Raw genomic sequence first — 22,991 nt, 5'->3', positions numbered from 1 at the left:
CTTAAAAATAAACAAATAAAAAAACCTGTTTCATATAGTACAGGTTTTTATAAAAGAGTTTGTGGTTCCTCTTGCTGAAGATCTTCAAAAATACGAAAACCGCGTTTATCCAAGGCTTTGGCAAGACTATGTTCTGTATTTACTTTTGAAAAATCTATGCCCAGCTTGACAACTGTTTGTGCAATTTCAGGTCGAATGCCTGAAATAATGGTTTCAATGCCTAAAAGCTTCGCACTATCTACCACTTTAAAAAGCTGATACGCTACCATTGTATCCACTATCGGTACACCTGAAATATCAATAAACAAATGCGTTAATCTTAACCTTGAAGCTTGATCCAGCACTGATTCTAAGATGATCTTCGCACGATACGTATCAATCTCTCCGATTAATGGCAAAATGCCAATCTCTTTAGAGATGGGAATAACCGGGGCACTTAGCTCCTGTATCATTTCTCTTTGTGCATTTAGCTGGTTAATGGTCACACGATCATATTCTTCTGATAAATGCTCAATCATATCGTCAAATGTCGCATGAAAATGTTGATTCCAATCACAAACATCTTTAACCGTTACATCAAGTGCCGTCTCTTTTGTGAACTTTTCAATTCTTGAACAGAAAATGTGACGAAACGCTTTAAATTGTCCAATGATTTCATATAAAGGCACCTCATGTACAGCACGATCTCGCGCAATATCAAGTGACCACTTTTTTAGATGGTTCTCTGCTTGATTTGAATGAGCTACGAGCGTAGCTGCAACTGTATGAATAAAAGCTGTATTTTGCTCTTTTAATTTGGTTTCTGTCTCTACTGATGTATGCTTTGAGTATAATGAATCTCGATCATCCGTTCTTGTTTTCAGCCACTCCTCAGTCATAACAGAGGCTTCCTCTAGTATGAATTGGTACAATTGTTCCGATTTTTCTCTTTTCATCTACTTTATCCACTCCTTTTTCATCAAGAAACTCTGTACAAAACGCCGCTTATGTATAAATGAACTAAATTGGTGAACAATATCAATACACGATTTCTATTGGGCTATAGCCAAGTGGTAAGGCAATGGACTTTGACTCCGTGATCGTTGGTTCGAACCCAGCTAGCCCAGTTCAGCACAAAAACGAAGATGGCTGAACCTTCCTTTCAGCTGATCTTCGTTTTATTTTAGGAAACGGATTGATGAAATGCCTTCTTTTTTGAAATTTTCATCAGCTCTCCTGGGTTATAACCGACAACTAATTTATTTCCGTCAATAATGATTGGTCTGCGAAGTAATTTTGGTTTTTCAATGAGAAGTTCCAATACTTCATTTACTTTTAAATCATTAATATTTAAGTTTAAGCTTTTAAAGGCTTGGCTTCTTGTTGCCAATATCTCATCCATCCCCTCTGTCGTTAAGGCGAGGATTTTTTTTAGTTCTTCCATTGTTGGCGTTTCTTTGAAAAGGTGGCGCTCATTAAAATTGATTTGATTTGCCTTTAACCAATGCTTTGTTTTACGGCAAGACGTGCAACTTGGATATGAATAAAAAGTAAGATCACTCATCAGTATTCCTCCTTAGGTCGTTAACCTTTCCTTTATGGAGTAAGTACCCGTATGTCATTCGTCATAAACTCATATTTATTATTTTTCCAAAAAAACTTCTTCAACCTATTCACTGTATAGTTGACGATATTTTAAAAATGTAAATGTTTACATTTTTCACATACATCGCTTATAATATGAATCAAAGGGGTTTTTTCTAAGGGGAGGGAAACGAAATGAATCGCATGTTCCGCGTGCTTGGCTTTTGGACGGGTATTTTTGCTGTAATGTTTTATTTAGGAGGCATGAAAGATGCTTCTATGCTGTTCTTTGGTCAAACTGTCCTTTTTGTGTTTTTATCCTATTTAAATTTATCCGAAAGAATGTATATTTACATTTTCGGTGCGTACTTGACCATTTTCTTTGCCGGATTTACATATTATTCAATTTTCATCATGGTTCCCGGCACCGGACATTAACATGAAAAAGGCATCTCTTTTTATAGAGATGCCTTTTTCTTTTATAAAGAGAAGCCGTGAATAAATGGATTTTGTTCCTGTTCCGTTAAAACAGTTGTTTCTTCCCCGTGTCCACTAAGGACGATTGTTGATTCCGGTAGTGTCAGGAGCTTGTCATGGATTGATCTAAGCAATACGGTTTGACTACCACCTGTTAAGTCTGTTCTGCCAATCCCGCCTTGAAACAATGTATCCCCTGAAATGACAAAACCATCTTCTGCTGAATAATAAGATACACTGCCAGGAGAGTGACCTGGTGTATGAAACAACTGAAGCTTAAAGGAGCCAATCTGCAATACTCCCTCTGAATCAATAAGCTCTTCTGCTTCATTGATCGTAATTTCGTTTCCGATCAGCTTAGCTGAGCCATTAAGCGCTGCATTTGTTAGCCACTCTCGTTCCTTTTTATGAACATATAAAGGAATCTTCCATTCATTACGGACTTCATCCGCACCACCGATATGATCAAAATGAGCATGCGTTAATAGCACTGCAAGTGGTGTTAGCTGTTTTTCCTTTACATATGTAATCAGCTTTTTCGGTTCACCACCTGGATCAAAAATCAAACATTCGCCTTGATCATTTTTCCAAATATATGCATTCGCTTGTACTAAACCAAGCGGCATTCTTCTCCAATTCATTTCAATCACCTACTTTGTTAAATTCCTCTTTTATTATGAAGGGAAATCAAAAAATTTTCAAACAATCGTCATCTTAAATCTGCTCGACAAGCCTTATGAAAACGGTTAAAATGGAATTAAAGGAAAATCAAGGGGATTGATGACAAAGGGGGACTCTGACATGATGCTTGTCATTATTTTTGGACTTGTAACGATTTTAGCTGCCATCGGCGCCTATCGCTCGTTACGAAAAGTCAATTTGCTCGCGATTGCTTTTTCTGGTGCTACCTTTTTGGTTTTTGGTTGGTTTACCGTCATGACCATTATTTATAGTGGCTATCCAACCGCACATTAAAAGCCTGCTCAGCGCAGGCCTTTTTTAATTGGTCAAATGTTTGTTTACACTTTGAATTTTACTTTCAAGTGTTGTTATTTTATCTCTTCGGTCATCAATTCGGATATTCGTTGCTACCCGGCTTAAGCCTTTTTGAAAAGGAGCTTCATGGATTTGTTGAATCACCTCAAATAAAACAGGAAGTTCTCCCTCAATTAACGTATTCATTGGTGTAAGCTGATATTTTATTTTTCCTTCTCTTTGAAAGCCTTCTAAAATGTGTTGAATATCTGCTACGTATTCACTCACACTCGGTGTTGGCGTCCCTATTGGAATGATCGTCACATCTACAATTGCCATCGGACAAGCTCCCTTCATCACATTTCTAGTTTACTAGAGGTCGTATCTTGTCTCATTGTACCGCATGGTTTGACTAAAAATCCATCATCATGTTGCCCTATGTATACTTTGTTCTCTCTCTATCGTTAAGTCAGAACGCTCAGCCTTACCAATCTTTGTGAATAGGAGTAGACATACGCCAGAAATGACCTCGATGGCTCCACCTGCTGCAATCACATAACCTGTTCCAAAGATAGTTGCCGCATAACCGCCAATGAGTGCACCAATTGGGATCATTAAGTAAGAAATCATATTGATAATGGCATATACTTGTGGCTGATCCTCTTCTTTCACAGACAGTTGAATGATTGTATGCTCTGGTACATTTACTGCACTAATGGCAGCCCCTAGTGCAAATGCTGCGATAAAAACAAGCGGTAATAAAGCATTCATTCCGGTGATGAAAAAAGCAATTCCATCGACAATTCCTGCCCCAATAAACAAAAGCCCATAACGATTCACATTCACTTTCGTCAAAATAAAGCCTAATAAAAATGCGCCAGTCGCTGTTGTGACTTTAATAAATGAATAAACAACCGGTCCGCCATTCAATTCTTCTGTGATATATACTGCTGATAGTACCTCCCACGGAGCCGCTGCAAAATTTGAACACACACAAAAAATAGCAAGTGGGAACAAAATGTGATGCCTTCTCACAAGTAAAAAGCCTCTTTTTAGCTTTTTCAGATATGAATCTCTCTTTTCTTCTGAAGCAACAACAATTTCAGTTTGATATGTAATCATCAGAACTAATAATGCAGAAATGATATAAAGTGGAATGATGATCAGCATTGTATATCCAACACCCATCACTGCAATCATGATTCCACAAACGGTGACAGTCATTAATCGAACGACATGACTGACTGATTGAATGGTTGCATTCGCTTTTTGAATAAAATCTTCTGTGACAATTTTAGGTATGATGGATACAGATGCAGGCTCATAAGAACCTCCTGTCGCCGAATGTAGTAGCATTAATACAATGATAAGCCATAGTGGAGTAAAGCCGTTAAAATAACAAATTGGAATCATTGTCATAATGAGTGCTCTCGTTACATCTGCAAAACACATCCAAAACTTTAATTGATTCGGTTTCATCATTGGTGTAATGAGCGGGCCTACAATAGCTTGTGGTACAAAACTAACAGCAATAAAAAAGGCTGTCCCCATCGCTCCTTTTCCACCTAAGACCAAAAGCCATAGAATGGTATTAAAGGATAAACTATCTGCTGTAATTTTCACCATTTTTGAGATAAACAAATAAGTGAAATTTTTTTGCCAAATCCTCCGTTCACTCACTGATCCAAATCCTCCCCGCTTACAAATTCCTTTATTTTACAATAGCTTACCCTTCGTATTTACGTCAATATGATTTCATCTTGAATTTATTGACTATGTGAAATCAATTCCTTTTTAATCAAAAAAAGCACCTTGCTAGGTGCTGACGTTTAGAAGTGTAATGCTTCCCACAAAATACTCTTTGTTTTTTTAAAAATCGTATCGAATTGCTCCATTGAAAGCGGATTTCTTCCTTTACCTAGCTCAAGTGTGTACCCTTCATTTTGGAATTGATGGATAAACCAATCTCGATAGCCAGCATAGCTGTCTATATATTGAATTGCCTGATAGCCGCTAACTTGTTCAAAGCGTTCCACTGTTTGTCTTGAAGTAGCCGGCTCATGGCCTAGAAACCCCCAGTACACCTCCTCACCTTGCGTATGCAGGGCAATCATTCGATCAAATCTTTTACGCAAAGCAAGCTGTGCCATTGCTTTTGCTTCTGGTTCAGTTAATGGTTTGTAGCCAGGAAAATCTCTAAAGGATGGCGCTTTGTTCCGATTTCGATAATACTCAATTTCCCAGTAGGCAGGAAATTGGTTGTTTAAATCGATGCCACGAATGTTTGCCTTCCATTCCTGATAGTTTTGATTACTGCCATTCAGCGGTTTCAATTGTTCATCTCTTAAACCTAGCGATTCTGCCCCATTTCGAACTAGATCTACGCCATCAGGGTTTACCATTGGAACAATGGATAACGCAATGGTTTGCATGAATGCTGACGCTTCTTCATGTCCTTTTAGCTCAGGAAATGTGGCAATTAAACAAAACACTTTTAGCCATTTTAACAAGACAGCAGTTGTTATCCACTCGTTTGCATGAAATGATGCATTGAGGTGAAGTGTATACTGATGAGCAGACGGTTCAGTACTTATTTCAAAAATCGGTGTTCCAAGCACAGAGCTTCCAATTGTAGTCATTTTTAAAAATGGAAAAAACTGCGTCAGTGCGATCAGCTCTTTCTCTACTCGAGCACTATCATATTCTATGTGATCATTCACCCAAGCGGCTGTTTCAGACAAACGAAAGGGCTCGATAAACGCTTTCATTTCTTTGACAGATTGAAAGGTGTGCACGCCTTCAGGCAATGCATACCCAGGTAGATAAAGATTCTCTTCGATTGAAGGATTGGCTAAACGAAATGCCAACTCTCCTATGCCAAGGCGATGAGCAAGACACTGTTTCTCTCTGTTCTCGATAGACTCAATTTGTACAAAGGTCCGCATGTTGATCCCTCCTGCTCATACTATATGAGACAGAAATGAAAAAAAGAAAACCTCCACTAAAGATTAAGCAGAGGTTTTCATCATATTTTAAGAAGCTTCTTTTTTGATTGAAGAATTGTCCAGCTTGTTCCGATCATAAAATCTAAGGAGATCTCCATAAATGATCTGATCTGAGTATTGAAGCTCTTGTTTAGCTTTTTCTTCAAATGGCTTACAAACTTCATCACGATCTCTCGGTTCGCCAGTTTCTTTATTGTAGCAAACACCGTCTGTATAGACACTATCCTTCGTAATGAAGCTTCCATCACGAAGTACAGTGAAATCATTTGTTTCCTTAGACAATAGATCATGCCCAAACTGCACTTGTTGACTCGTATCAATCCCAAGAAGATTGAGCACCGTTGGACGAATGTCAATTTGTCCGCCAACCGTATCTATTTCCTTCGGATTTTTATCCGTGATACCAGGAATATGAACGACAAATGGTACTTTTTGAAGCTGTACTTCTTCAAATGGTGTGATTTTTTTATCTAGGAATTGTCCCATTGCTTCATTATGGTTCTCAGATATGCCATAATGATCACCGTATAAGACAAAGATCGAGTTATCGTAAAGACCAGCTTCCTTCATCTTCTTAAAGAAAAGCTTGAGTGCTTCATCCTGATAACGTACAGTTGGGAAATATTTGTTCAATGTTTTGCTCTTTGAGTCATATTCATCAATCAATTTATCCTCTTCGTCTAAATCAAACGGGAAATGATTTGTTAATGTAATCAATCTTGTATAGAAAGGCTGTGGAATTGACTTCATTAATTCCGCAGACTGTTCAAAGAATGGTCCATCCTTTAAACCCCAGCCAACAGAATTCTCCTCATTCACATCAAAGGACTTAATATCAAAAAACTTGTCATAACCAAAGGAATCATAGATTAAATCACGGTTCCAAAAGCTTTTGTTATTCGCATGAATCACTGATGAATGATAACCTTCATCCTTTAACAACTCTGGAGTTGCAGTGTATTCATTGCTTGGATTGGTGAAAAATACAGCGCCTCTTCCAAGCGGATAAAGTGAATTATCCACGATGAACTCGGAGTCAGACGTTTTCCCTTGACCTGTTTGATGATAAAAGTTGTTAAAGTTATAGCTCTTTTTAATCAACTTATTCAGATAAGGAGTGATTTCTTCTCCATTTAATTCCTCATTTATGACAAAGCTCTGTGTAGACTCAAGTGAAATGAGAATCACATTTCTGCCCTTTGCCTGGCCAAACGTTTTGTCATTACGATCCGTCCGATTGGCACTTATATAGTTTTCAATTTCAGTTAAACTGTTGCTGTCTGCAAGTGCTCTTTGAGCAGATTGTTTTGATTGCAACACGCCATCATAAATATGAAAATTATAGAGACTAATATTTTTCACGAGCATCTCGCGATCAAATGAACGACTCAAAAGCTCCGGTCTTTCTGTTTCAGCTAAGCCAAGGTTAAAGAAGAAAGTAGCCGCAACAAATAAATAATAGGCCGCACGTTCTTTACGTGATACTCTCACATCCGTTCTAAAGAATGGCTGCTTTTTGTATAGCCACATTAAAATGATGATATCAACGAACATAAGAAAATCAACTGGTTCAATTAAAGAGGTAATACTCGATCCAAGGTCACCCATGTTGTTCGTTTGGAATAAGACGGGGATCGTTAGAAAATCACTGTAAAATCGATAAAACACTAGATTGGCTAAAAGGATCAATGTGAGGACGAAACTTGCCACTATGATATATCGATTTCTGTTTTTTTCTTTGAAAAACAGGCCAATTCCGAAGATAAACAAGAGAAAGCTAAGTGGATTAATAAACAGGATAAATTCCTGCATGAAATTTTCAATCTTAATGTTAAAGCTAGATTTATAGATTACGTAGGTTTTGACCCACATAAACAGTGTCGCAATCAACAAAAATGACATCGTCTTTAATCTTTTCTTTCGCATTGTAACCTCCTTATGCTAAGAAACGCACACAGGATAGGGACAAGCCCCATTTTATGGTGCTTCTTGAAAAATAACTAAACTATATCTTATCCTGTCTCTAGTGGAAAATCAATGACTATTTGCCCGTGACAAATTTATGAATATGCCAAAAATGCAATTTAATGCCCAAAAAATCTTTTTTTAAATAAAAATGACATCATTATGACACTTTCACTTATGGGAATAATTGGTTTTTAACAATCCATGCACCGCCTATGACTCCTGCATCATTTCCAAGCGTTGCAATGACCACATCTACTTCCTGTGCAACGGGAGGAAATGCATGTTTTTTAACAATGGATTCCACTTTGCTTCGTAGGATTTCACCTGCTTTAGAAACCCCACCACCAATCACTATTTTTGTAGGGTTCAGTGCACTTGCTAAATTTGCAAGCACAAGCCCTAGATGACTTGTCACCTCATCTACAACACTGATGGCAAGCATATCACTCTCTTTTGCAGCGAAAAACACATCTTTTGCAGTTAATTGAGCCTTTGAGGCAAGTGAGGATACTGCTTGTTCGATGAGCAGTTTTTCTTTTGCTATTCTCACAATACCAGTAGCAGAAGCAATCGTTTCAATACAGCCTGTCCGTCCACAATTACATGGTGCACCTTGATAAGGTACACAGCAAATATGGCCGATTTCGCCTCCTGCACCTGTTTCTCCTTGGACAACTTCACCATTTACAATAATGCCGCCGCCAACGCCTGTCCCTAATGTGACCATTAATATGTTTTTTGCCCCATCACCAGCGCCCTTCCACATCTCACCAAGCGCTGCAATATTGGCATCGTTTTCAATCACTGATGGCAGTCCTGTCTCAGCCTCTAAATGATCTTTCAGGGGATAGTTGGTCCAGCCAAGATTTGTCGTTTTATAGACGATCCCTGAAACTTTATCAACTGGTCCAGGTGCACCCATACCAATGCCGATGAGCATAGATTTAGACATGTTAATTTCTGCTAGTTTACTGTCAATTGATTTTGCAATATTGACTGTTATGGTGTCTCCTGATTTATCCGTTGGGATTTCCCACTTATGCTGGATTTCACCATATAGATTGATAAACGCTAATTTTATTGTTGTGCCGCCAAGATCAACACCTACAAACCATTCCCCTGTCATCAGCCATCACCTTCATGTCGTTTTTCTATTTAATTTCGCTAGCTCCATTTGAAGGATTGTCATGGCATTTGACCATTCAGACCTGTCAATTAAGCCAGAAGTAAACATTTCCTTCAATTCGTCTGCCATAAACTCAAGCTCTACTTCGCGATCTCCAAAATAAACATAGTTCCCAAACCGCATGAGTAGCTGTTGTACATCATATAATGTTTTCATCTTTTTCACCATTTCTTCAAATAGACAGATACTATAAGCGTATTCATAAATCCGCTTTCAGTCAAGTGATCCAAGGTGTCTAATTATTTTCGATTCTTTCTTTCATTTTTAAAAATTCCTCATTATCTGGATCTTGTTTGACTGCTTCGTTAATTTTTTCGACTGCTTGTTGCCGATCTCCTACTTGCTCATATAAAATAGCAAGATTAAATAACGTTCCTGGCTCGTTTGGGTGTTTTTCAAGTAGTTTATTTAAATATAGAATGGCCTTCTTATAATTGCCAAGCTGCCCCTCAGAGAGTGCATAAATTTGCAGCGTTTGAGCTGAAACGTCTTTTTCATCTACATAATCCTCAAGACGTTTGCTTGCTTCACTGAATTTCTTCTCTTCATATAAATTTGCGGCATCATTCATCGCTGCTTGTTCCTTTTGAATATCTGAGCTAAGCCCATAATAAATACCGAAAGCACCAATGACTGCAAGCAAAAGACTTGAGATCGTCATTTTCAGCACATGAACCTGATGTGGGAGGCGTACGGCTAATGCCGCTAAAAAACCGCCAACAAGCCCACCAAGATGCCCAGCATTATCAATACCTGTCACAGAAAAACCAATGCCTAAATTAATCAAAATAATGACAATGATGTTTGTTCCCATTGTTCTAAAAAATAGCTTACGGTTCGATATAGCTAAATAGAGCAATGCACCAAGGCAACCAAAGATAGCACCTGATGCTCCTGCCGCTAAAACCGGATTAAAGATATAACTCGCAATTGATCCAAACACACCTGATACAAAATAGATGAATAAAAAGCGAGTCGAACCATAAATTCTCTCAACAGCCGATCCAACAGACCAAAGAGCAAACGTATTAAACAATAGATGTGTGAGCCCAATATGTAAAAACACGGGTGTGATCAGGCGCCACCATTCTCCTTCTGTGATGAGTACATTATTTTTAGCACCAAAAGCTGTCAGTGTAGCAGTATTTGAGCTCCCACCTGAAAGCTCAAGCAATAAAAACATCACGACCTGAATGATCATCAGGATATAGGTGAAGATGGGCTTTCCGTGTTGAAACACTGCACGTTCTTTTTCTCTTTCCTTCTCCTGCATGACAAATGCATGCATCACTTGATTTTTGAGCCGAATCACATCATCAATAGAGTCTTGCCTTGCTTCATTCATATCAATAGACAATGTTGTATTAAGTCGTTTCTCTAACTCATGTACACCATCATCAAACGCTGTTACATCCATTACAAACGGTGTAACGGTTATTTTCTTTTCTTTGTAGGGCTGACCGTTCAGATCTTCCCAGTCATCAACCGGATATTCAGAAGTGAATTGCAACTGTAACAGGTGAATCGATCGCTTCCTCATCGCTTGACGAAGCTGATCCATTCTCATAGCTTGCTGCTCTATATCTCGCACAATCTCTTGCCTAAAGTTCACATCTGCCTTATATAGACGGATGAAATCATACCCAGCATTTCGCGGGGCTTCGAAAAAAATTTCTTCTTCTGGGTGTGGACTTTGAATCATCTCATACCCTTTTTTCCTTAAGGCATCAACGACTCTCCAAAAAATACGATCAATTGCATTCATTTGTTTGCTCTCCATTTTTTTAAATCATTATAGCAAGAATCCTTCTTTCGCGCATTTCTGAACAAAAAAATCCCGACATTTGCGGGATTAAAATGCTTGACGGATAAATCGGGTACGGAAAAACGGAATCTTCATCAGCCACATGATGAAAAAATGGCGCACTTGATTTTGACCTAATATGATATTCACCAATTTATAGCGGTTTTGCACAAGTACGAGCGCAAACAAAGCGAGCACAATGCTCCAAATCATTTTGTTCATGTTATTCCCTCCTATGTTCGTATCGTGGCTTAAATAGGGTTTGTTTATGCATGATCTGCGTCTTTTTGAACATTTATTTACATGAAGGATTAATTTGAGAATGAAGATCATGATCATTGATGAGGACATCGTAGAGGATGAGGCATATCTTGAATGAACAAGACAATTCGTTTTAAAAAATCGGGTTTGTTTTCAGTCTCAGCTCTTCTTAGTGCTCTAATCGTTCTCTCTGGCTGAGCCGCAAAAAGATTCACAGCAGATCGCAATGGCAGAAAAAGCGTGAAACCATTCAAGAGGCTGTTAGAGCTATTCAACAATAAATAACAAATCCGCTCCTTCTGAAAAAAAGGGCGGACTTATTTTGGTTGCTTTGCGACACAGCTCTTTGTGCCTTTCTCTGTGACAATCAATGATACCGGGATGTCATGTGTCTCTTTAGGGACCTCTTCTAGCACTTGTATAGAGAAAGCAAGTGCAAGTTTCACACCCTTATAATGATGTAAATAGCGATCATAGTAGCCACCACCATAGCCAATGCGATAACCCTTTTGATCAAAACAAACACCAGGCACAACCATCAAATCCATTTTGTCTTTTTTTACCGGAGTAGATGACTGAGGATCCGGTTCTTTTAAACCGAAATAGCCCGATGTCATTCTCGTCTGAGCGGTATATTGATAAAAGATCATTTGTTTATCCTTTGGAAAACAAGTAGGAACACAAACCATCTTCCCTTCTTTCCAAGCTTCTTCAATGATTGGCGCTGTTGGCACTTCAAGACCTCTTGATATCGTCAAACCGATCGTTTTTGCCTCACGCCATTCTGGCATTTGAAAAAGATGTTCATATACAGACTCTGCGTTCTTTGAAACCTCCGCTGCCTTCATTTGTTCAAGCGCTGCTAGTGTTTGTGTCCTCAACTCTTTTTTCATTTTACATTCCCCCAATCATAAAAAAAAACAGCAGGAAAATTCCCTGCTGCTTACTTTGTTTCACGGTGTACAGTTTGTTTTTTATCACGTGAGCAATACTTTTTGAATTCAACGCGATCTGGATTGTTTCGCTTATTCTTTTTAGTAATATAGTTACGCTCACCGCATTCAGTGCAAGCTAGAGTAATATTTACGCGCATATTTTTCCCTCCAAACTAAAATCAATTCACATTCAGACCTAACCATAATACCACTTCTAAAGCAGGAATGCTAGAATGTTTTTTCATCAATTTGTTTTTTCATGATTCGTTTCTTTTCGTTCCCATGTCTTTTGGCAAGCCTATGATTTAAAAATTGATTAGAACCTTGGTGGTCCCCCAAGAAACATCCCTTTAGATCGTATGATATAACGAGTCTATCACATCGGGTGCTCTCCTTCCCGCCACCTTGTTACATCTCCAATTCACTTTCTTTATTTTGACAAAAAAGTGTTTTTCATACTGTTTTTCATCGTAAAAAGAAAATCTATGAAAAAAAGGTGATTTTCTTCAGCAATTCCTTTTGAAACTAGCATTTTTATGGTATAAAAAAGAAGGGTAAGAAACTGTCTGAAACAAAAAAAGAAACAATTTTGAAAGCAAGTATGTTTTCAGCATTAAAATACGGATAAAAAGGTGATGAATCATGGAAATTGCGATTATCGGATTACTTGTAGTCAGCATTGTACTGATTGCATTCTCATATTTTCAAAGAGAACCGATCAAAGAAGTAGAACAGGAGCTAGAAACCCTTCAGCTATCAGCTATGCAGGAGATCTATAAGCTCAAGAAAAAAATGAAGGTACTGGAAGAAGAACTACTTGAAACCAACATTGTTGTTCGTCATTCAAAACGTGATGAAATCGACCAATCGATTGCTAGACAAATTATCTCTAAACATCAAAATGGCATGACACCTGAAGCAATTGCCAAAGCTGAGCATGTTTCTATTGAAGATGTGAAAACGATCATTAAAGACAACGAGAAGGTGCTTGTATGACGAAGAAAAGCATCCAAACGTTTGCAGCAGGTATGATTGTCGCAACAGGGATCCTTGCGATTGTTTTCTTCATAACAGGAAAAGGTGAAGCAGAAGCCAATACAACGGATGAAGCAAAAACAGCAATGGTCACACAGGCTGATGTCAAAAGTTACTTAGATTCAAAAAAAGAAGTCTCTCTCAATCGCGATGCTTATCAGGAGCTACTTGATTACAAAGAAAAAGCCCTAAAAGCAAGCGAAATCGACAGTACAAAAAATGATGATTCTAAACAGGATACACAAAAAACAAAAGCAAAAACAAAATCACTCAAAATCGTCATTAAAAATGGGATGAGTACGAGTGATGTTTCAGACATGCTAGAAAAAGAGGGTATTATTAACTCCTCGAAAGACTTTAACGATTATGTCATTGATGCAGGATATCATAAAGAAATACGTGCTGGTAGCTTTAAACTAAAAACAGGTATGACTTTTAAACAGATTGTGAAGTCCTTGACTAAATAAACAAAAAAAACACCTTTAAGTTGACTATCTAAATCAACTTAGAGGTGTTTTTTTTGGGAATGTAGTCAAAGGAAAAGGCATGATCATGAACACCCCTAATAATGGGTCAGCCATTGATCACGCTTCGTTAAGTCAAAACCTATATTCACTTTAAGCGAAACGAAATAATCGGTCGTCGGTTGAATTTTTCTTATCCAAATCGTCCTGATATATAGTCATTTGTCCGCTGATCATTTGGTTCAGAGAACATCATGCGTGTGTCATTTACTTCGACCAATTCCCCCATTAAAAAGAAAGCAGTGCGATCAGATACCCTAGCGGCCTGTTGCATATTATGCGTGACAATGACGATCGAGTATTTCTCTTTCAGCTTCATAATAAGCTCTTCAATCTTTAAAGTAGACACTGGATCAAGCGCTGACGTTGGCTCATCCATTAATAAAACGTCTGGGCTTGTCGCAATTGCCCTGGCAATGCAAAGGCGCTGTTGCTGTCCGCCTGAAAGGCCTAGTGCCGGTGTATTTAAACGATCCTTCACCTCGTCCCACAACGCTACATCTCGTAAAGATTTCTCAGCAATTTCTTTTAATTGCTGTTTGTTTTTGATACCGTGAATACGAGGGCCATAAACAACATTATCAAAAATGGACTGTGGAAATGGATTACCTTTTTGAAAGACCATTCCCACATTTTTACGCAACTCAACCAAATCAACTCGACCTTTTAAAATGTTCTGGTCGCTATAGATCATATCGCCAGTGATTTTAACTCCCGGTACTGTTTTCACCATGAGATTTAATGCTTTGATAAAGGTTGATTTACCGCAACCTGATGGGCCAATAATGGCAGTCACTTCATGCTGACGGATCGTTAAATCAATATTGTTCAATGCGTGATGATTGCCATACCATAAATTCATATCGCTCACACGAAAGACTTCTTTTGTCTCTTTTTCTGCTATTACTGCTGTACTCATCATTTCCACCGCCTTATCCAAATCTACCATTAATATAGTCTGCTGTTTTTTGCTGTTTCGGGCGTGTAAAAATGTTCTCTGTGATGTCGTATTCAACCAAATCACCGTTTAAGAAAAAGGCTGTTTGATCTGATACACGCAATGCCTGTTGCATGTTGTGCGTCACAATCACAATTGAATATTCATTTTTCAATTCTGTTAATAGCTCCTCAATTTTTGCATTTGAAATCGGATCAAGTGCAGAAGCAGGTTCGTCTAAAAGCAATACACTAGGCTTCATTGCAAGTGTACGTGCAATACAAAGGCGCTGTTGCTGTCCGCCTGAAAGCGATAAAGCCGAGCGATGAAGACGATCTTTCACCTCATCCCAAAGGGCTGCTTTTGTTAAGCTTTCTTCCACAGCATCATCAAGAACAAATTTCCTTTTCTCACCTGCATACTTCAGAGCATGGGTGATATTGTTATAGATTGATTTTGGGAAAGGGTTTGGTTTTTGGAATACCATCCCGATCTCTCTTCTTAAATTCACCACATTGATGCGCTCATCTAAAATATTTAAACCTTCATAGACAATTTCTCCTTCACTTCTTGCCCCAGCAATCAAATCATTCATACGGTTAATACTGCGTAGAAATGTTGATTTACCGCAGCCTGATGGGCCAATAAGTGCTGTAATGGCATACTTTTCAATATCAAATGAAATCTGATTAACAGCTCGTTTCTCACCATAATAAATACTTAAATCCTGCACTTTCAAAATGTGATCCGCTTGAAGTGGAGCCATATAATCTACTGTTTTTTCTTGTTTTTCTGCCAGCATTTGAACCATATCCCCTTCACACCTCTCTCAATTATTTTGCCGTAAGTTTTTTATGAATAAATGACCCAAGCCATCTAGCTGCTAAGTTAAACATTAATACGGATAGTACAAGCACAGCAGATGCGCCATTTGCAACGGCTTCTGCATCTGGAATAATACCTTGTGTGTTGACATTCCATATATGGACAGCAAGTGTTTCTGCCGGTCTAAAGATATTTAATGGTGATGTATCTGAAAATGGACTCCAATTCGTAAAATCAAGTCGTGGTGTTGATAGCCCTGCTGTAAAAAGCAATGCAGCTGCTTCACCAAATACTCTTCCTGATGCTAAAATCGCACCTGTAATAATAGAAGGTATGGCTCCTGGAATGAGTACCGTTTTAACGGTGTGCCACTTTGTAACGCCTAGTGCAAGTGACGCTTCCTTCTGATCCTTCGGTACAGAACGAAGCGCATCCTCCGTGACCCTCACCATGACTGGTAAGTTAAAGACTGTAAGGGCTAAGGCACCGCCAATTATTGTATAACCCCATCCTGTCAGATTGACAAACATGAGAAGACCAAACATTCCAATGACAATCGATGGTAGTGAAGACAATACTTCAATACATGTTCGAATGAAATCAGTGATTTTATTTTGTGGTGCATATTCTGCCATGTAGACGCCGCCTCCTACACCGAGCGGGACAGTAAAGAGCATCGTAATAAACAGAATGTAAAATGAGTTGAATAATTGATCACGAATCCCCCCGCCAGAGCCAATTGCGCTAGAGCGTGTTGTGAGAAAATCTAGATTCAATTCTTTTGCACCGTTCAATAAAATATAAGAAAACAAGCCGACAAGGATCGCAGTAATGATGGCTGCACATAAACCAAATATAAAGGTTGCAAAGCGATCTGTGATTTTGCTATTCATTAGATCTTCCTCCTTGATGACAAGTAACGAATAACGAGAATGAACATGAATGAAACAGTGAGGAGAACGAGTCCCATTGACCAGAGTGTATTATTTTCAACACTTCCATACGTTGTATGCCCCATATTCAATGTGATAATCGTTGTTAATGTTCCTGCTGTATCCATGATGCTTTCTGGTAAGTTACGCGTATTGCCAATGACCATTTGAACAGCTAGTGCCTCACCAAATGCTCTTGCCATACCAAGTACGACCGCTGTCATTAATGTCGGAAGTGCCGCAGGAATTAAAACACGTCTAATTGTTTGCCATCTTGTTGCTCCTAATGCATATGAACCTTCTCGTAAGCTTTTTGGTAGTGAGGCCATCGCATCTGTTGCAATGGATGTCACCGTTGGTAATATCATAATAGAGAGGACAATCGTTCCCGCTAGCAAGCTATGCCCAGAACCACCTGATTTGAATTGTCCAATGAACGGCACTAATACTGTAAGACCTATGAATCCGTAAACAACGGATGGAATCCCGACAAGCAGTTCGATGACTGGCTGAAGAATTTTACGTCCCCAGGCTGGTGCAATTTCTGTCATAAATATTGCTCCAGCGATGCCAAGTGGTGCTGCAATGAGTGCAGATAATGCAGTGACGGCAATAGAACCAAAAATAAAGGGAAATGCGCCGTATTGTGGATGTTCTGCTGTCGGATTCCAATTGATACTGGTTAAGAACTCAATTGGGCTTACACCATTTACGATGAAAGATTGTAAACCCTTGATTCCAAGGAAGATGGTAATGGCGATTGATACAGCAATCATGATAAATGCACATAATTTCACCAAAAAACTTCCTCTTACTTCATCCATTTGCCTGTTTTTCTTCGAGCTGATCAGCCGATCGCTCGCTTCTGTATTCTCTATCTGTTTCATCTTTGTCTACACTCCTATGAATGTCATAAAAGGAAAAGTGAAAAGCTCCACTTTTCCTTCTCCATCAATTCAAGACCTGACTTACTTATCTGTTTGTTTGCCTTTTGCATCTCTTTCGACTTTCATATCAGAGATAGAAATGTATCCTTGGTCTTTCACGATTTCTTTTTGGACCTCGTCGCTCATGAGGTAGTCAAGGAATTGTTTTGTAAGACCATCTGGCTCACCTTTTGTATAAGAATGCTCATAAGCCCAGATTGTATATTTTCCGCTTTGGACATTACTTTCATCTGGAGTAATCCCATCAATGCTTAGCGGTGTAATTTTGTCATCAGTTAAATAGGAGAAAGCAAGGTATCCAACTGCACCTGGTGTTTCTGCTATTAATTTTTTCACTGTGTTAGAAGAATCTTCTGTAATTCCTTCAGCTGGTGTTTCTCCATCGAGTGCATATTTCACAAATGTTGCACGAGTTCCTGAAGAGTCTGGTCTGTTCACAAGCGTGATTTTTTGATCTTTTCCGCCAAGTTCTTTCCAGTTTTTGATTTTACCAGTGAAGATTTGTTTGAGTTGGTCCTTTGTGATGTCTTTGACACCAACTTCAGGGTTTACAGCTGCAGCCATGCCAACAACGGCTACTTTGTGGTCTTTTAATGCTTTTGCGTCGATTCCGTCTTTCTCTTCAGCGAATACATCCGAGTTACCAATTTTCACGGATCCTTCTGATACTTGAGAAAGCCCTGTTCCTGAACCGCCTGCTTGTACTTGAATATCGGCTTTTGGATTTTCATCCATGAATTTTTCTGCTGCCGCAAGAACTAAAGGCTGCATGGCAGATGACCCTGAGATTGTAATGGAACCTGATGCCTCTTCTTTTCCTGAAGCATTTCCTTTACTGTCTTTTGAATCATCGCTTGAGCTGCTGTTTCCGCATGCTGTAACGAATGCTAGTATTGCGATTGTAAGGAATGTAAGCAGCCATAATTTGTTCTTTTTCATTTCAAGAATACCCCCTGAATAATTTGTCCTACGGGTACTACATTAAAGGTTCTTTATTAATTTCGTTTAAATGGAATGTAAAGGTTTTGTAAATGTCATCGTTTTGTAGAGAGTTTGCGGGGTTTTTTAAGTTTTTTGTTAATCAATATCGAAAAATATGAAGAAAATATAAAAAAACGCCCACAAAAAGTGAGCGTTTATACCTACATTTCATTTAGTCATTTGTTTCTGCTTCATTTTCAATTTTATTTTTATTTTTTGCCTGAGTATCATCGCTTTCCTGTTTTGATTTCAGTTCAAAATACTTATCTAGTACTTGTTCACCAATATCATTTGTGATTGGATAGCGTTGATTATAGTCCTGGTAGACCCACGGAACGACAACTGAGATTGCAACTTCCGGGTTGTCAGCAGGTGCATATGCCACAAGTGTTGTGTTATATGTTGGTGTTCCTCGTTTGCTTTTGATCGGTCCATCATAAAACGACTGGGCCGTTCCTGTTTTACCAGCAGGGTTGTATTTTTTATTGCCGAAATTTGCAAAGGCTGTCCCGCTTGGATTTTGCATGACAAGTTTAAAGCCCTGTTGTACACGTTTGATCTCTGCATCTGTCATGTCTAGCTTGTTTAATACATCTGGCTTTACTGCTTCAGTCACAGCACCAATCCCACGTTGTGGATCTGGCTCTCTTATTTCTTTCACAAGCTGTGGCCGCAAGCGGTATCCATCATTTGCAATTGTTGAAACGTATTGTGCCATTTGCAGCGGGGTAAACGTATCATACTGTCCAATTGCATAGTCAAGTAAAAGACCTGACTGTGTAGAGTTTCCTTTATAGCCTGTTGCTTCATTAGGTAAATCAATGCCTGTTTTCACGCCAAGTCCAAATTTGCTGAAATTGTAGCGGAAGGTATCAAATGCCTTTGTATCGATTGGAAGTGCTTGATTTTTTCGGTATTTTCCTTTACCAATCGCAATCGCCGTCTTAAACATGTAAACGTTAGATGAACGTTCTAATGCGGTTAAGTCATTGATTAAACCCATGTTTTGATACGATTTTTTCGGTGGTGATTGGGCAATATACAACGGTTCATCATATTGTGTACTTCCAATATGAAGCACACCTGTTTTGTATCCTGTAAGGACAGTTGCCCCTTTTACTGCTGAACCCATCGCATATGAGGAGGTCATCGTGCCAAGAGCATAATCATCAAATTTGTAGTTCCCATTTTTATTCGTAATTTGCTTGCCAGCTATCGACAGAACCTCTCCATTTCTAGGGTCCATCATCACGACAAACGCACGGTCAAGAAGCTCGGTACCGCCCCTTTGCTTCGCACTTTTCAAATTCTTTTCGATGATACCTTCAACTGCTTTCTGTAGTTCAATATCAATCGTTAATACTAAATCTTTGCCGCTCTTTCCATCAGCTAACACTTTAGAGCTTGTGATGTTGCCTTGTTTATCTGTTGTATTTTGTTCTTTTTCTTTCTGTCCTTGTAGTACATCTTCATATTGATATTCAAGGTAGCTTTTCCCAACACGATCATTTCGGCTATAGCCTAATGATAAATAGTGGTCAAGCAAGCTTTGTGGCAAACCTTCATCAGAGTTTGACACACTGCCAAGCATACTACGGAGAAGCCCTTTATATGGATAGCTTCGCGTCCAGTCTGTTGTGACATCAACACCAGGAAGCTCATCCAAATGCTCGGAAACGTACGCAATTTCACTTGCTTTCACATCTTGATTTTTAATAAATTGTGGTGTAAGTGCATAACCTGCGTCCATCTGTCTTTTAATGGCGAGCACTTGCAGATCTTTTTTGGTCAGTTGATTCAGTTGCTTATCTGTAATTCGCTTAAGCTGAAGCTCATACAGCTTGTCATCTGCCAGTTTTTGATCACCTTTTCGTTCAGATTCTTTTTCAACCAGCTTTTTCGCTTCATTTGGATGGGTTAGAATCCAAAAATCTTTTTTATCACGATCTGTGATTTTTTTCGTGCTGACTTGAATCATGTCCGCTAATTTTTTTGCCACTTTGAGACGCTCTTCTTGTGAAGTTGTTGAAGTTCTCATATATGTTATGGCATTTAGCGCTTTGTTATTGACGATCGTATTATAGTTACGGTCATAAATTTTCCCACGTGGAGCTGATGAGCTGACATTTACATCCTCTTGTTTCTCTGCTTGTTTTTTATAATCTTCTCCATTGACGATTTGTACAAAACCTAGTCTAACGACTACACCAGTAAAAATAATAAATGCAGCTAAAAATAATAAGTTCAGCCGAATCGGAAGTGTTTTGCGCCCTTCCTTCGCGTCTTTGTTTTTGTTCTTGTTTCTCATCTCATCACCTTTTCTATAAAGAAAGAAATGGCACCCCTTTTCCTATAAAAGGTGCCATGATCATTTTAGCTTGTTTTCTATGTTTTATCTAGAAATATGATTATTCTCATACATATAAGAAATCTTAACGTTCTCCCTTTATAAGATTCGTGTCAGAAATCGCTTTTTGACCGTCCTCCGCTGTCTCTTCAGCCGTTTTTTCATTTAATTTGATTCCCTTTACAAAGTGATAAATCATTGTATGACCTGCTCCAAGAATCACAAGTGATGCCGGGATGCCAAGTTCATTCCCTAAAAGAATGACTGATAATAAAAACAGCAAAATCGAGCTGATACGACCAGCATTTAAAAATAATTCTCTCACAACGATATATTCAATGCGAGCCTTTCGAGCAAACCGCGCATGACCAATCACATCATAAGTAAGTGATACATACGGGACAAGGAGAACTGGATAACCGATCGCAATCGCCACCGCATACATTAAAAGTGAAACATAGGACATGTGAAAAATAATGAGAAATAGTGCGCCGTATAAGATAACGCCTCCCAACATGATCGCCTTTTTTCGCCATTTCTTCTTAATGAATCGTGTCGCGAAGAAATAAGCAAAAAAAGCCACACCAGAATTTACAAGCCCAAATGTCCCAAGTGCGAGTTCACTATTTGTTGCGATAAACACGAAAACACTGATAAGAAAAACAAAAACACCTTCTCTTAGCCCCTGAAAGAAATGAGCGGTTGTAATCTTACGCCAATTGGCATCAGCGTGTCGTTCTCTCCAGATTTGTTTGATCATGAACTTCCCTTTGGACTGTCTCCTCTTTAAAAAGAAGCTCATGACAACAGCCAATGAAAATAAAACGAGGGAAATTGTGAAAATGACTGTATACCCCGTATCATCCGTTAATTGTGAAATCACTACACCTGCAAGAAGTGGTCCAATCATTCCTGCCGTAGAGGTGAGCACCCCTAAAAACCCATTAAAAAAATCTCTTGTTTCAGGCTCAGTGATCTCAAACGTAAGTACATTAAAGGCGAGCCAGTAAAAACCATAGCCAATTCCGAGCACACTTCCTAACAGAACGAGCTGAGCTGCTGCCTGTTCTCCCGCTAGAAGGACAATTAAGTAAAAGGCTGCCAAAAAAATCACACCAAAGCGAAGAACATAAGCCCGATCTATTTTTTTGGCTAAACGACCGGCTAACAAAAAGGTGATCGGTTGAAAGATGACGATTGCAAGGTTATAGATCGCCAAATCGGTAAACCGGCCTGATTGTTTCCATAAATAAACGTTCACAAATGTATTAGAAAGTGCAATCGCAAGCGCATATAAACCGCCGATCGTTAGCAGAATCAATAAATCTCTACTGACTTCCATATCCCCAAACATTTTTTTAAATCTGCTCATAGGTCTGATTCTCCTTTTCTACACAATAGTCTGTCTCATCAAAAGACAGATATGTAAAAAAAGGAGTGAAAATATAAAAAGACCCGCTCTATGATGAGCAGGTCTTTCAGATTATATGTTGAGCTTATTTTGCTTCGCTGTATAGTCGAGCAACCTCATCCCAGTTAACAACATTCCAAAATGCTGAAACGTAGTCTGGACGACGGTTTTGGTAGTTTAAGTAGTAAGCATGCTCCCAAACATCAAGTCCTAGGATTGGTGTCTTACCTTCAGTTAAAGGAGAATCTTGGTTTGGTGTGCTTGTGATTTCAAGTTTACCATTGTTTACAACAAGCCATGCCCAACCAGAACCAAAGCGTCCTGCAGCTGCAGCAGCGAAATCAGATTTGAATTTTTCAAATCCACCTAATTCTTTTTCAATTGCATCTGCAAGTTCACCAGTTGGCGTGCCGCCACCGTTTGGTGAAAGTAGCGTCCAGAATAATGAGTGGTTTGCATGTCCTCCGCCGTTATTACGTACAGCTGTACGTACGTTTTCAGGAACAGAGTCAAGACTTGCCACTAGCTCTTCAATTGATTTCTCTTCAAGAGCTGATACACCTTCGATTGCTTTGTTTAAGTTAGTGACGTATGTGTTATGGTGTTTCGTGTGATGAATGTTCATTGTTTCCTTGTCGATATGTGGTTCTAATGCATCGTATGCATAAGGTAATTCTGGAAGTTTAAAAGCCATGGTTAAATTCCTCCTTAGAATGTGTATGTACTGGTATTGAAATGCTTCCTCTAGTAAGCAAGCAAATCATCCTAATGCAAGAGTAACAAAAGAAAGGACTTGTTTCAATGTTAATGCTCAAGATATGAGACATTTCAGTCATTATTTAGTATTTAGCCTTTTTTGATCTGTTTTCAACACTTAT

Annotated in this window: 25 protein-coding genes and 1 tRNA gene; 5 read left to right on the top strand and 21 right to left on the bottom strand. The window is 38.8% G+C overall.

All coding sequences use genetic code 11. The annotated features are described in order from the left end of the window. Positions 1 to 47: 47 nt before the first annotated feature. Entirely contained in the window at positions 48 to 935 is an 888-nt protein-coding gene (locus ACQKEZ_RS03065; RefSeq protein WP_427298687.1) for an STAS domain-containing protein, read from the bottom strand. Between the two features lie 100 nt (positions 936 to 1,035). Between ACQKEZ_RS03065 and ACQKEZ_RS03060 the strand changes: the two genes are divergently transcribed. Further along, positions 1,036 to 1,106, top strand: a tRNA-Gln gene (locus tag ACQKEZ_RS03060). A gap of 56 nt (positions 1,107 to 1,162) precedes the next feature. Here the strand turns inward: ACQKEZ_RS03060 and ACQKEZ_RS03055 are convergent. Next, entirely contained in the window at positions 1,163 to 1,546 is a 384-nt protein-coding gene (locus ACQKEZ_RS03055; RefSeq protein ID WP_427299308.1) for a Spx/MgsR family RNA polymerase-binding regulatory protein, read from the bottom strand. Between the two features lie 212 nt (positions 1,547 to 1,758). Here ACQKEZ_RS03055 and ACQKEZ_RS03050 point away from each other — a divergent pair, with 212 nt between their 5' ends. After that, on the top strand, positions 1,759 to 2,001 hold the full coding sequence (locus ACQKEZ_RS03050; protein ID WP_427298685.1) for a DUF2626 domain-containing protein: 243 nt from the start codon (positions 1,759 to 1,761) through the stop codon (positions 1,999 to 2,001). A gap of 41 nt (positions 2,002 to 2,042) precedes the next feature. Here ACQKEZ_RS03050 and ACQKEZ_RS03045 read toward each other — a convergent pair whose 3' ends face one another. After that, positions 2,043 to 2,681, bottom strand: coding sequence for an MBL fold metallo-hydrolase (locus ACQKEZ_RS03045; protein ID WP_427298683.1), 639 nt, complete (start codon positions 2,679 to 2,681; stop codon positions 2,043 to 2,045). Between the two features lie 160 nt (positions 2,682 to 2,841). Between ACQKEZ_RS03045 and ACQKEZ_RS03040 the strand changes: the two genes are divergently transcribed. Beyond that, positions 2,842 to 3,015: a DUF2759 domain-containing protein gene (locus ACQKEZ_RS03040; protein ID WP_427298681.1), complete on the top strand. Its 174-nt coding sequence runs from the start codon at positions 2,842 to 2,844 to the stop codon at positions 3,013 to 3,015. Positions 3,016 to 3,039: 24 nt separating this feature from the next. Here ACQKEZ_RS03040 and ACQKEZ_RS03035 read toward each other — a convergent pair whose 3' ends face one another. From ACQKEZ_RS03035 to rpmG, 10 genes are all read right to left on the bottom strand, one after another. After that, complete coding sequence (locus tag ACQKEZ_RS03035; protein WP_427298679.1) at positions 3,040 to 3,354, bottom strand: MTH1187 family thiamine-binding protein; 315 nt, start codon at positions 3,352 to 3,354, stop codon at positions 3,040 to 3,042. An 87-nt stretch (positions 3,355 to 3,441) separates the two neighbouring features. Continuing rightward, positions 3,442 to 4,641 (bottom strand): MFS transporter, encoded by a 1,200-nt coding sequence (locus ACQKEZ_RS03030; RefSeq protein WP_427299307.1) that lies wholly within the window; start codon positions 4,639 to 4,641, stop codon positions 3,442 to 3,444. A gap of 203 nt (positions 4,642 to 4,844) precedes the next feature. After that, a complete protein-coding gene (locus ACQKEZ_RS03025) occupies positions 4,845 to 5,960 on the bottom strand; it encodes a M14 family metallopeptidase (protein WP_427298677.1) in 1,116 nt (371 codons plus the stop codon). Positions 5,961 to 6,047: 87 nt separating this feature from the next. After that, complete coding sequence (locus ACQKEZ_RS03020) at positions 6,048 to 7,946, bottom strand: LTA synthase family protein (protein WP_427298675.1); 1,899 nt, start codon at positions 7,944 to 7,946, stop codon at positions 6,048 to 6,050. A gap of 214 nt (positions 7,947 to 8,160) precedes the next feature. Further along, positions 8,161 to 9,114, bottom strand: coding sequence for an ROK family glucokinase (locus tag ACQKEZ_RS03015; protein WP_427298673.1), 954 nt, complete (start codon positions 9,112 to 9,114; stop codon positions 8,161 to 8,163). A gap of 12 nt (positions 9,115 to 9,126) precedes the next feature. Beyond that, entirely contained in the window at positions 9,127 to 9,330 is a 204-nt protein-coding gene (locus tag ACQKEZ_RS03010) for a YqgQ family protein (RefSeq protein WP_427298671.1), read from the bottom strand. Between the two features lie 79 nt (positions 9,331 to 9,409). Next, complete coding sequence (locus tag ACQKEZ_RS03005; RefSeq protein ID WP_427298669.1) at positions 9,410 to 10,939, bottom strand: rhomboid family intramembrane serine protease; 1,530 nt, start codon at positions 10,937 to 10,939, stop codon at positions 9,410 to 9,412. Between the two features lie 87 nt (positions 10,940 to 11,026). After that, positions 11,027 to 11,200 (bottom strand): hypothetical protein, encoded by a 174-nt coding sequence (locus ACQKEZ_RS03000; protein WP_427298667.1) that lies wholly within the window; start codon positions 11,198 to 11,200, stop codon positions 11,027 to 11,029. A 356-nt stretch (positions 11,201 to 11,556) separates the two neighbouring features. After that, positions 11,557 to 12,132 (bottom strand): 5-formyltetrahydrofolate cyclo-ligase, encoded by a 576-nt coding sequence (locus ACQKEZ_RS02995; RefSeq protein ID WP_427298665.1) that lies wholly within the window; start codon positions 12,130 to 12,132, stop codon positions 11,557 to 11,559. Between the two features lie 50 nt (positions 12,133 to 12,182). Beyond that, positions 12,183 to 12,332: a 50S ribosomal protein L33 gene (gene rpmG, locus ACQKEZ_RS02990; RefSeq protein WP_012010579.1), complete on the bottom strand. Its 150-nt coding sequence runs from the start codon at positions 12,330 to 12,332 to the stop codon at positions 12,183 to 12,185. Between the two features lie 484 nt (positions 12,333 to 12,816). Here rpmG and ACQKEZ_RS02985 point away from each other — a divergent pair, with 484 nt between their 5' ends. Then, on the top strand, positions 12,817 to 13,170 hold the full coding sequence (locus ACQKEZ_RS02985; RefSeq protein ID WP_427298663.1) for a hypothetical protein: 354 nt from the start codon (positions 12,817 to 12,819) through the stop codon (positions 13,168 to 13,170). Continuing rightward, a complete protein-coding gene (locus ACQKEZ_RS02980) occupies positions 13,167 to 13,676 on the top strand; it encodes an endolytic transglycosylase MltG (protein WP_427298661.1) in 510 nt (169 codons plus the stop codon). The genes ACQKEZ_RS02985 and ACQKEZ_RS02980 overlap by 4 nt, the downstream gene beginning before the upstream one ends. A gap of 190 nt (positions 13,677 to 13,866) precedes the next feature. Here ACQKEZ_RS02980 and pstB (ACQKEZ_RS02975) read toward each other — a convergent pair whose 3' ends face one another. The 8 genes from pstB (ACQKEZ_RS02975) to sodA form a co-directional block, all read right to left on the bottom strand. Then, the gene (pstB, locus tag ACQKEZ_RS02975; protein ID WP_427299306.1) at positions 13,867 to 14,652 is read right to left on the bottom strand and encodes a phosphate ABC transporter ATP-binding protein PstB; all 786 of its coding nucleotides are present in this window, start codon (positions 14,650 to 14,652) and stop codon (positions 13,867 to 13,869) included. A 13-nt stretch (positions 14,653 to 14,665) separates the two neighbouring features. Then, complete coding sequence (gene pstB, locus ACQKEZ_RS02970) at positions 14,666 to 15,481, bottom strand: phosphate ABC transporter ATP-binding protein PstB (RefSeq protein WP_427298659.1); 816 nt, start codon at positions 15,479 to 15,481, stop codon at positions 14,666 to 14,668. Positions 15,482 to 15,503: 22 nt separating this feature from the next. Beyond that, entirely contained in the window at positions 15,504 to 16,388 is an 885-nt protein-coding gene (gene pstA, locus ACQKEZ_RS02965) for a phosphate ABC transporter permease PstA (protein WP_427298657.1), read from the bottom strand. Beyond that, positions 16,388 to 17,314, bottom strand: a complete 927-nt coding sequence (pstC, locus tag ACQKEZ_RS02960) for a phosphate ABC transporter permease subunit PstC (protein WP_427298655.1) — start codon at positions 17,312 to 17,314, stop codon at positions 16,388 to 16,390. The genes pstA and pstC overlap by 1 nt, the downstream gene beginning before the upstream one ends. 81 nt (positions 17,315 to 17,395) lie before the next feature. Next, positions 17,396 to 18,313 carry a phosphate ABC transporter substrate-binding protein gene (locus tag ACQKEZ_RS02955; protein WP_427298653.1) on the bottom strand — a complete coding sequence of 306 codons (918 nt, stop codon included), beginning with the start codon at positions 18,311 to 18,313 and terminating at the stop codon, positions 17,396 to 17,398. Positions 18,314 to 18,527: 214 nt separating this feature from the next. Continuing rightward, positions 18,528 to 20,663, bottom strand: a complete 2,136-nt coding sequence (locus tag ACQKEZ_RS02950; RefSeq protein WP_427298651.1) for a peptidoglycan D,D-transpeptidase FtsI family protein — start codon at positions 20,661 to 20,663, stop codon at positions 18,528 to 18,530. Positions 20,664 to 20,787: 124 nt separating this feature from the next. Beyond that, complete coding sequence (locus tag ACQKEZ_RS02945) at positions 20,788 to 22,074, bottom strand: MFS transporter (protein WP_427298649.1); 1,287 nt, start codon at positions 22,072 to 22,074, stop codon at positions 20,788 to 20,790. Between the two features lie 124 nt (positions 22,075 to 22,198). Next, a complete protein-coding gene (gene sodA / locus ACQKEZ_RS02940) occupies positions 22,199 to 22,807 on the bottom strand; it encodes a superoxide dismutase SodA (RefSeq protein ID WP_427298647.1) in 609 nt (202 codons plus the stop codon). Between the last annotated feature and the right edge of the window lie 184 nt (positions 22,808 to 22,991).

The sequence above is a fragment of the Bacillus sp. NPDC077027 genome (genome assembly GCF_050269555.1).
Lineage (GTDB): Bacteria > Bacillota > Bacilli > Bacillales > Bacillaceae > Bacillus.
This window is presented reverse-complemented; position numbering and strand designations above follow the sequence as displayed.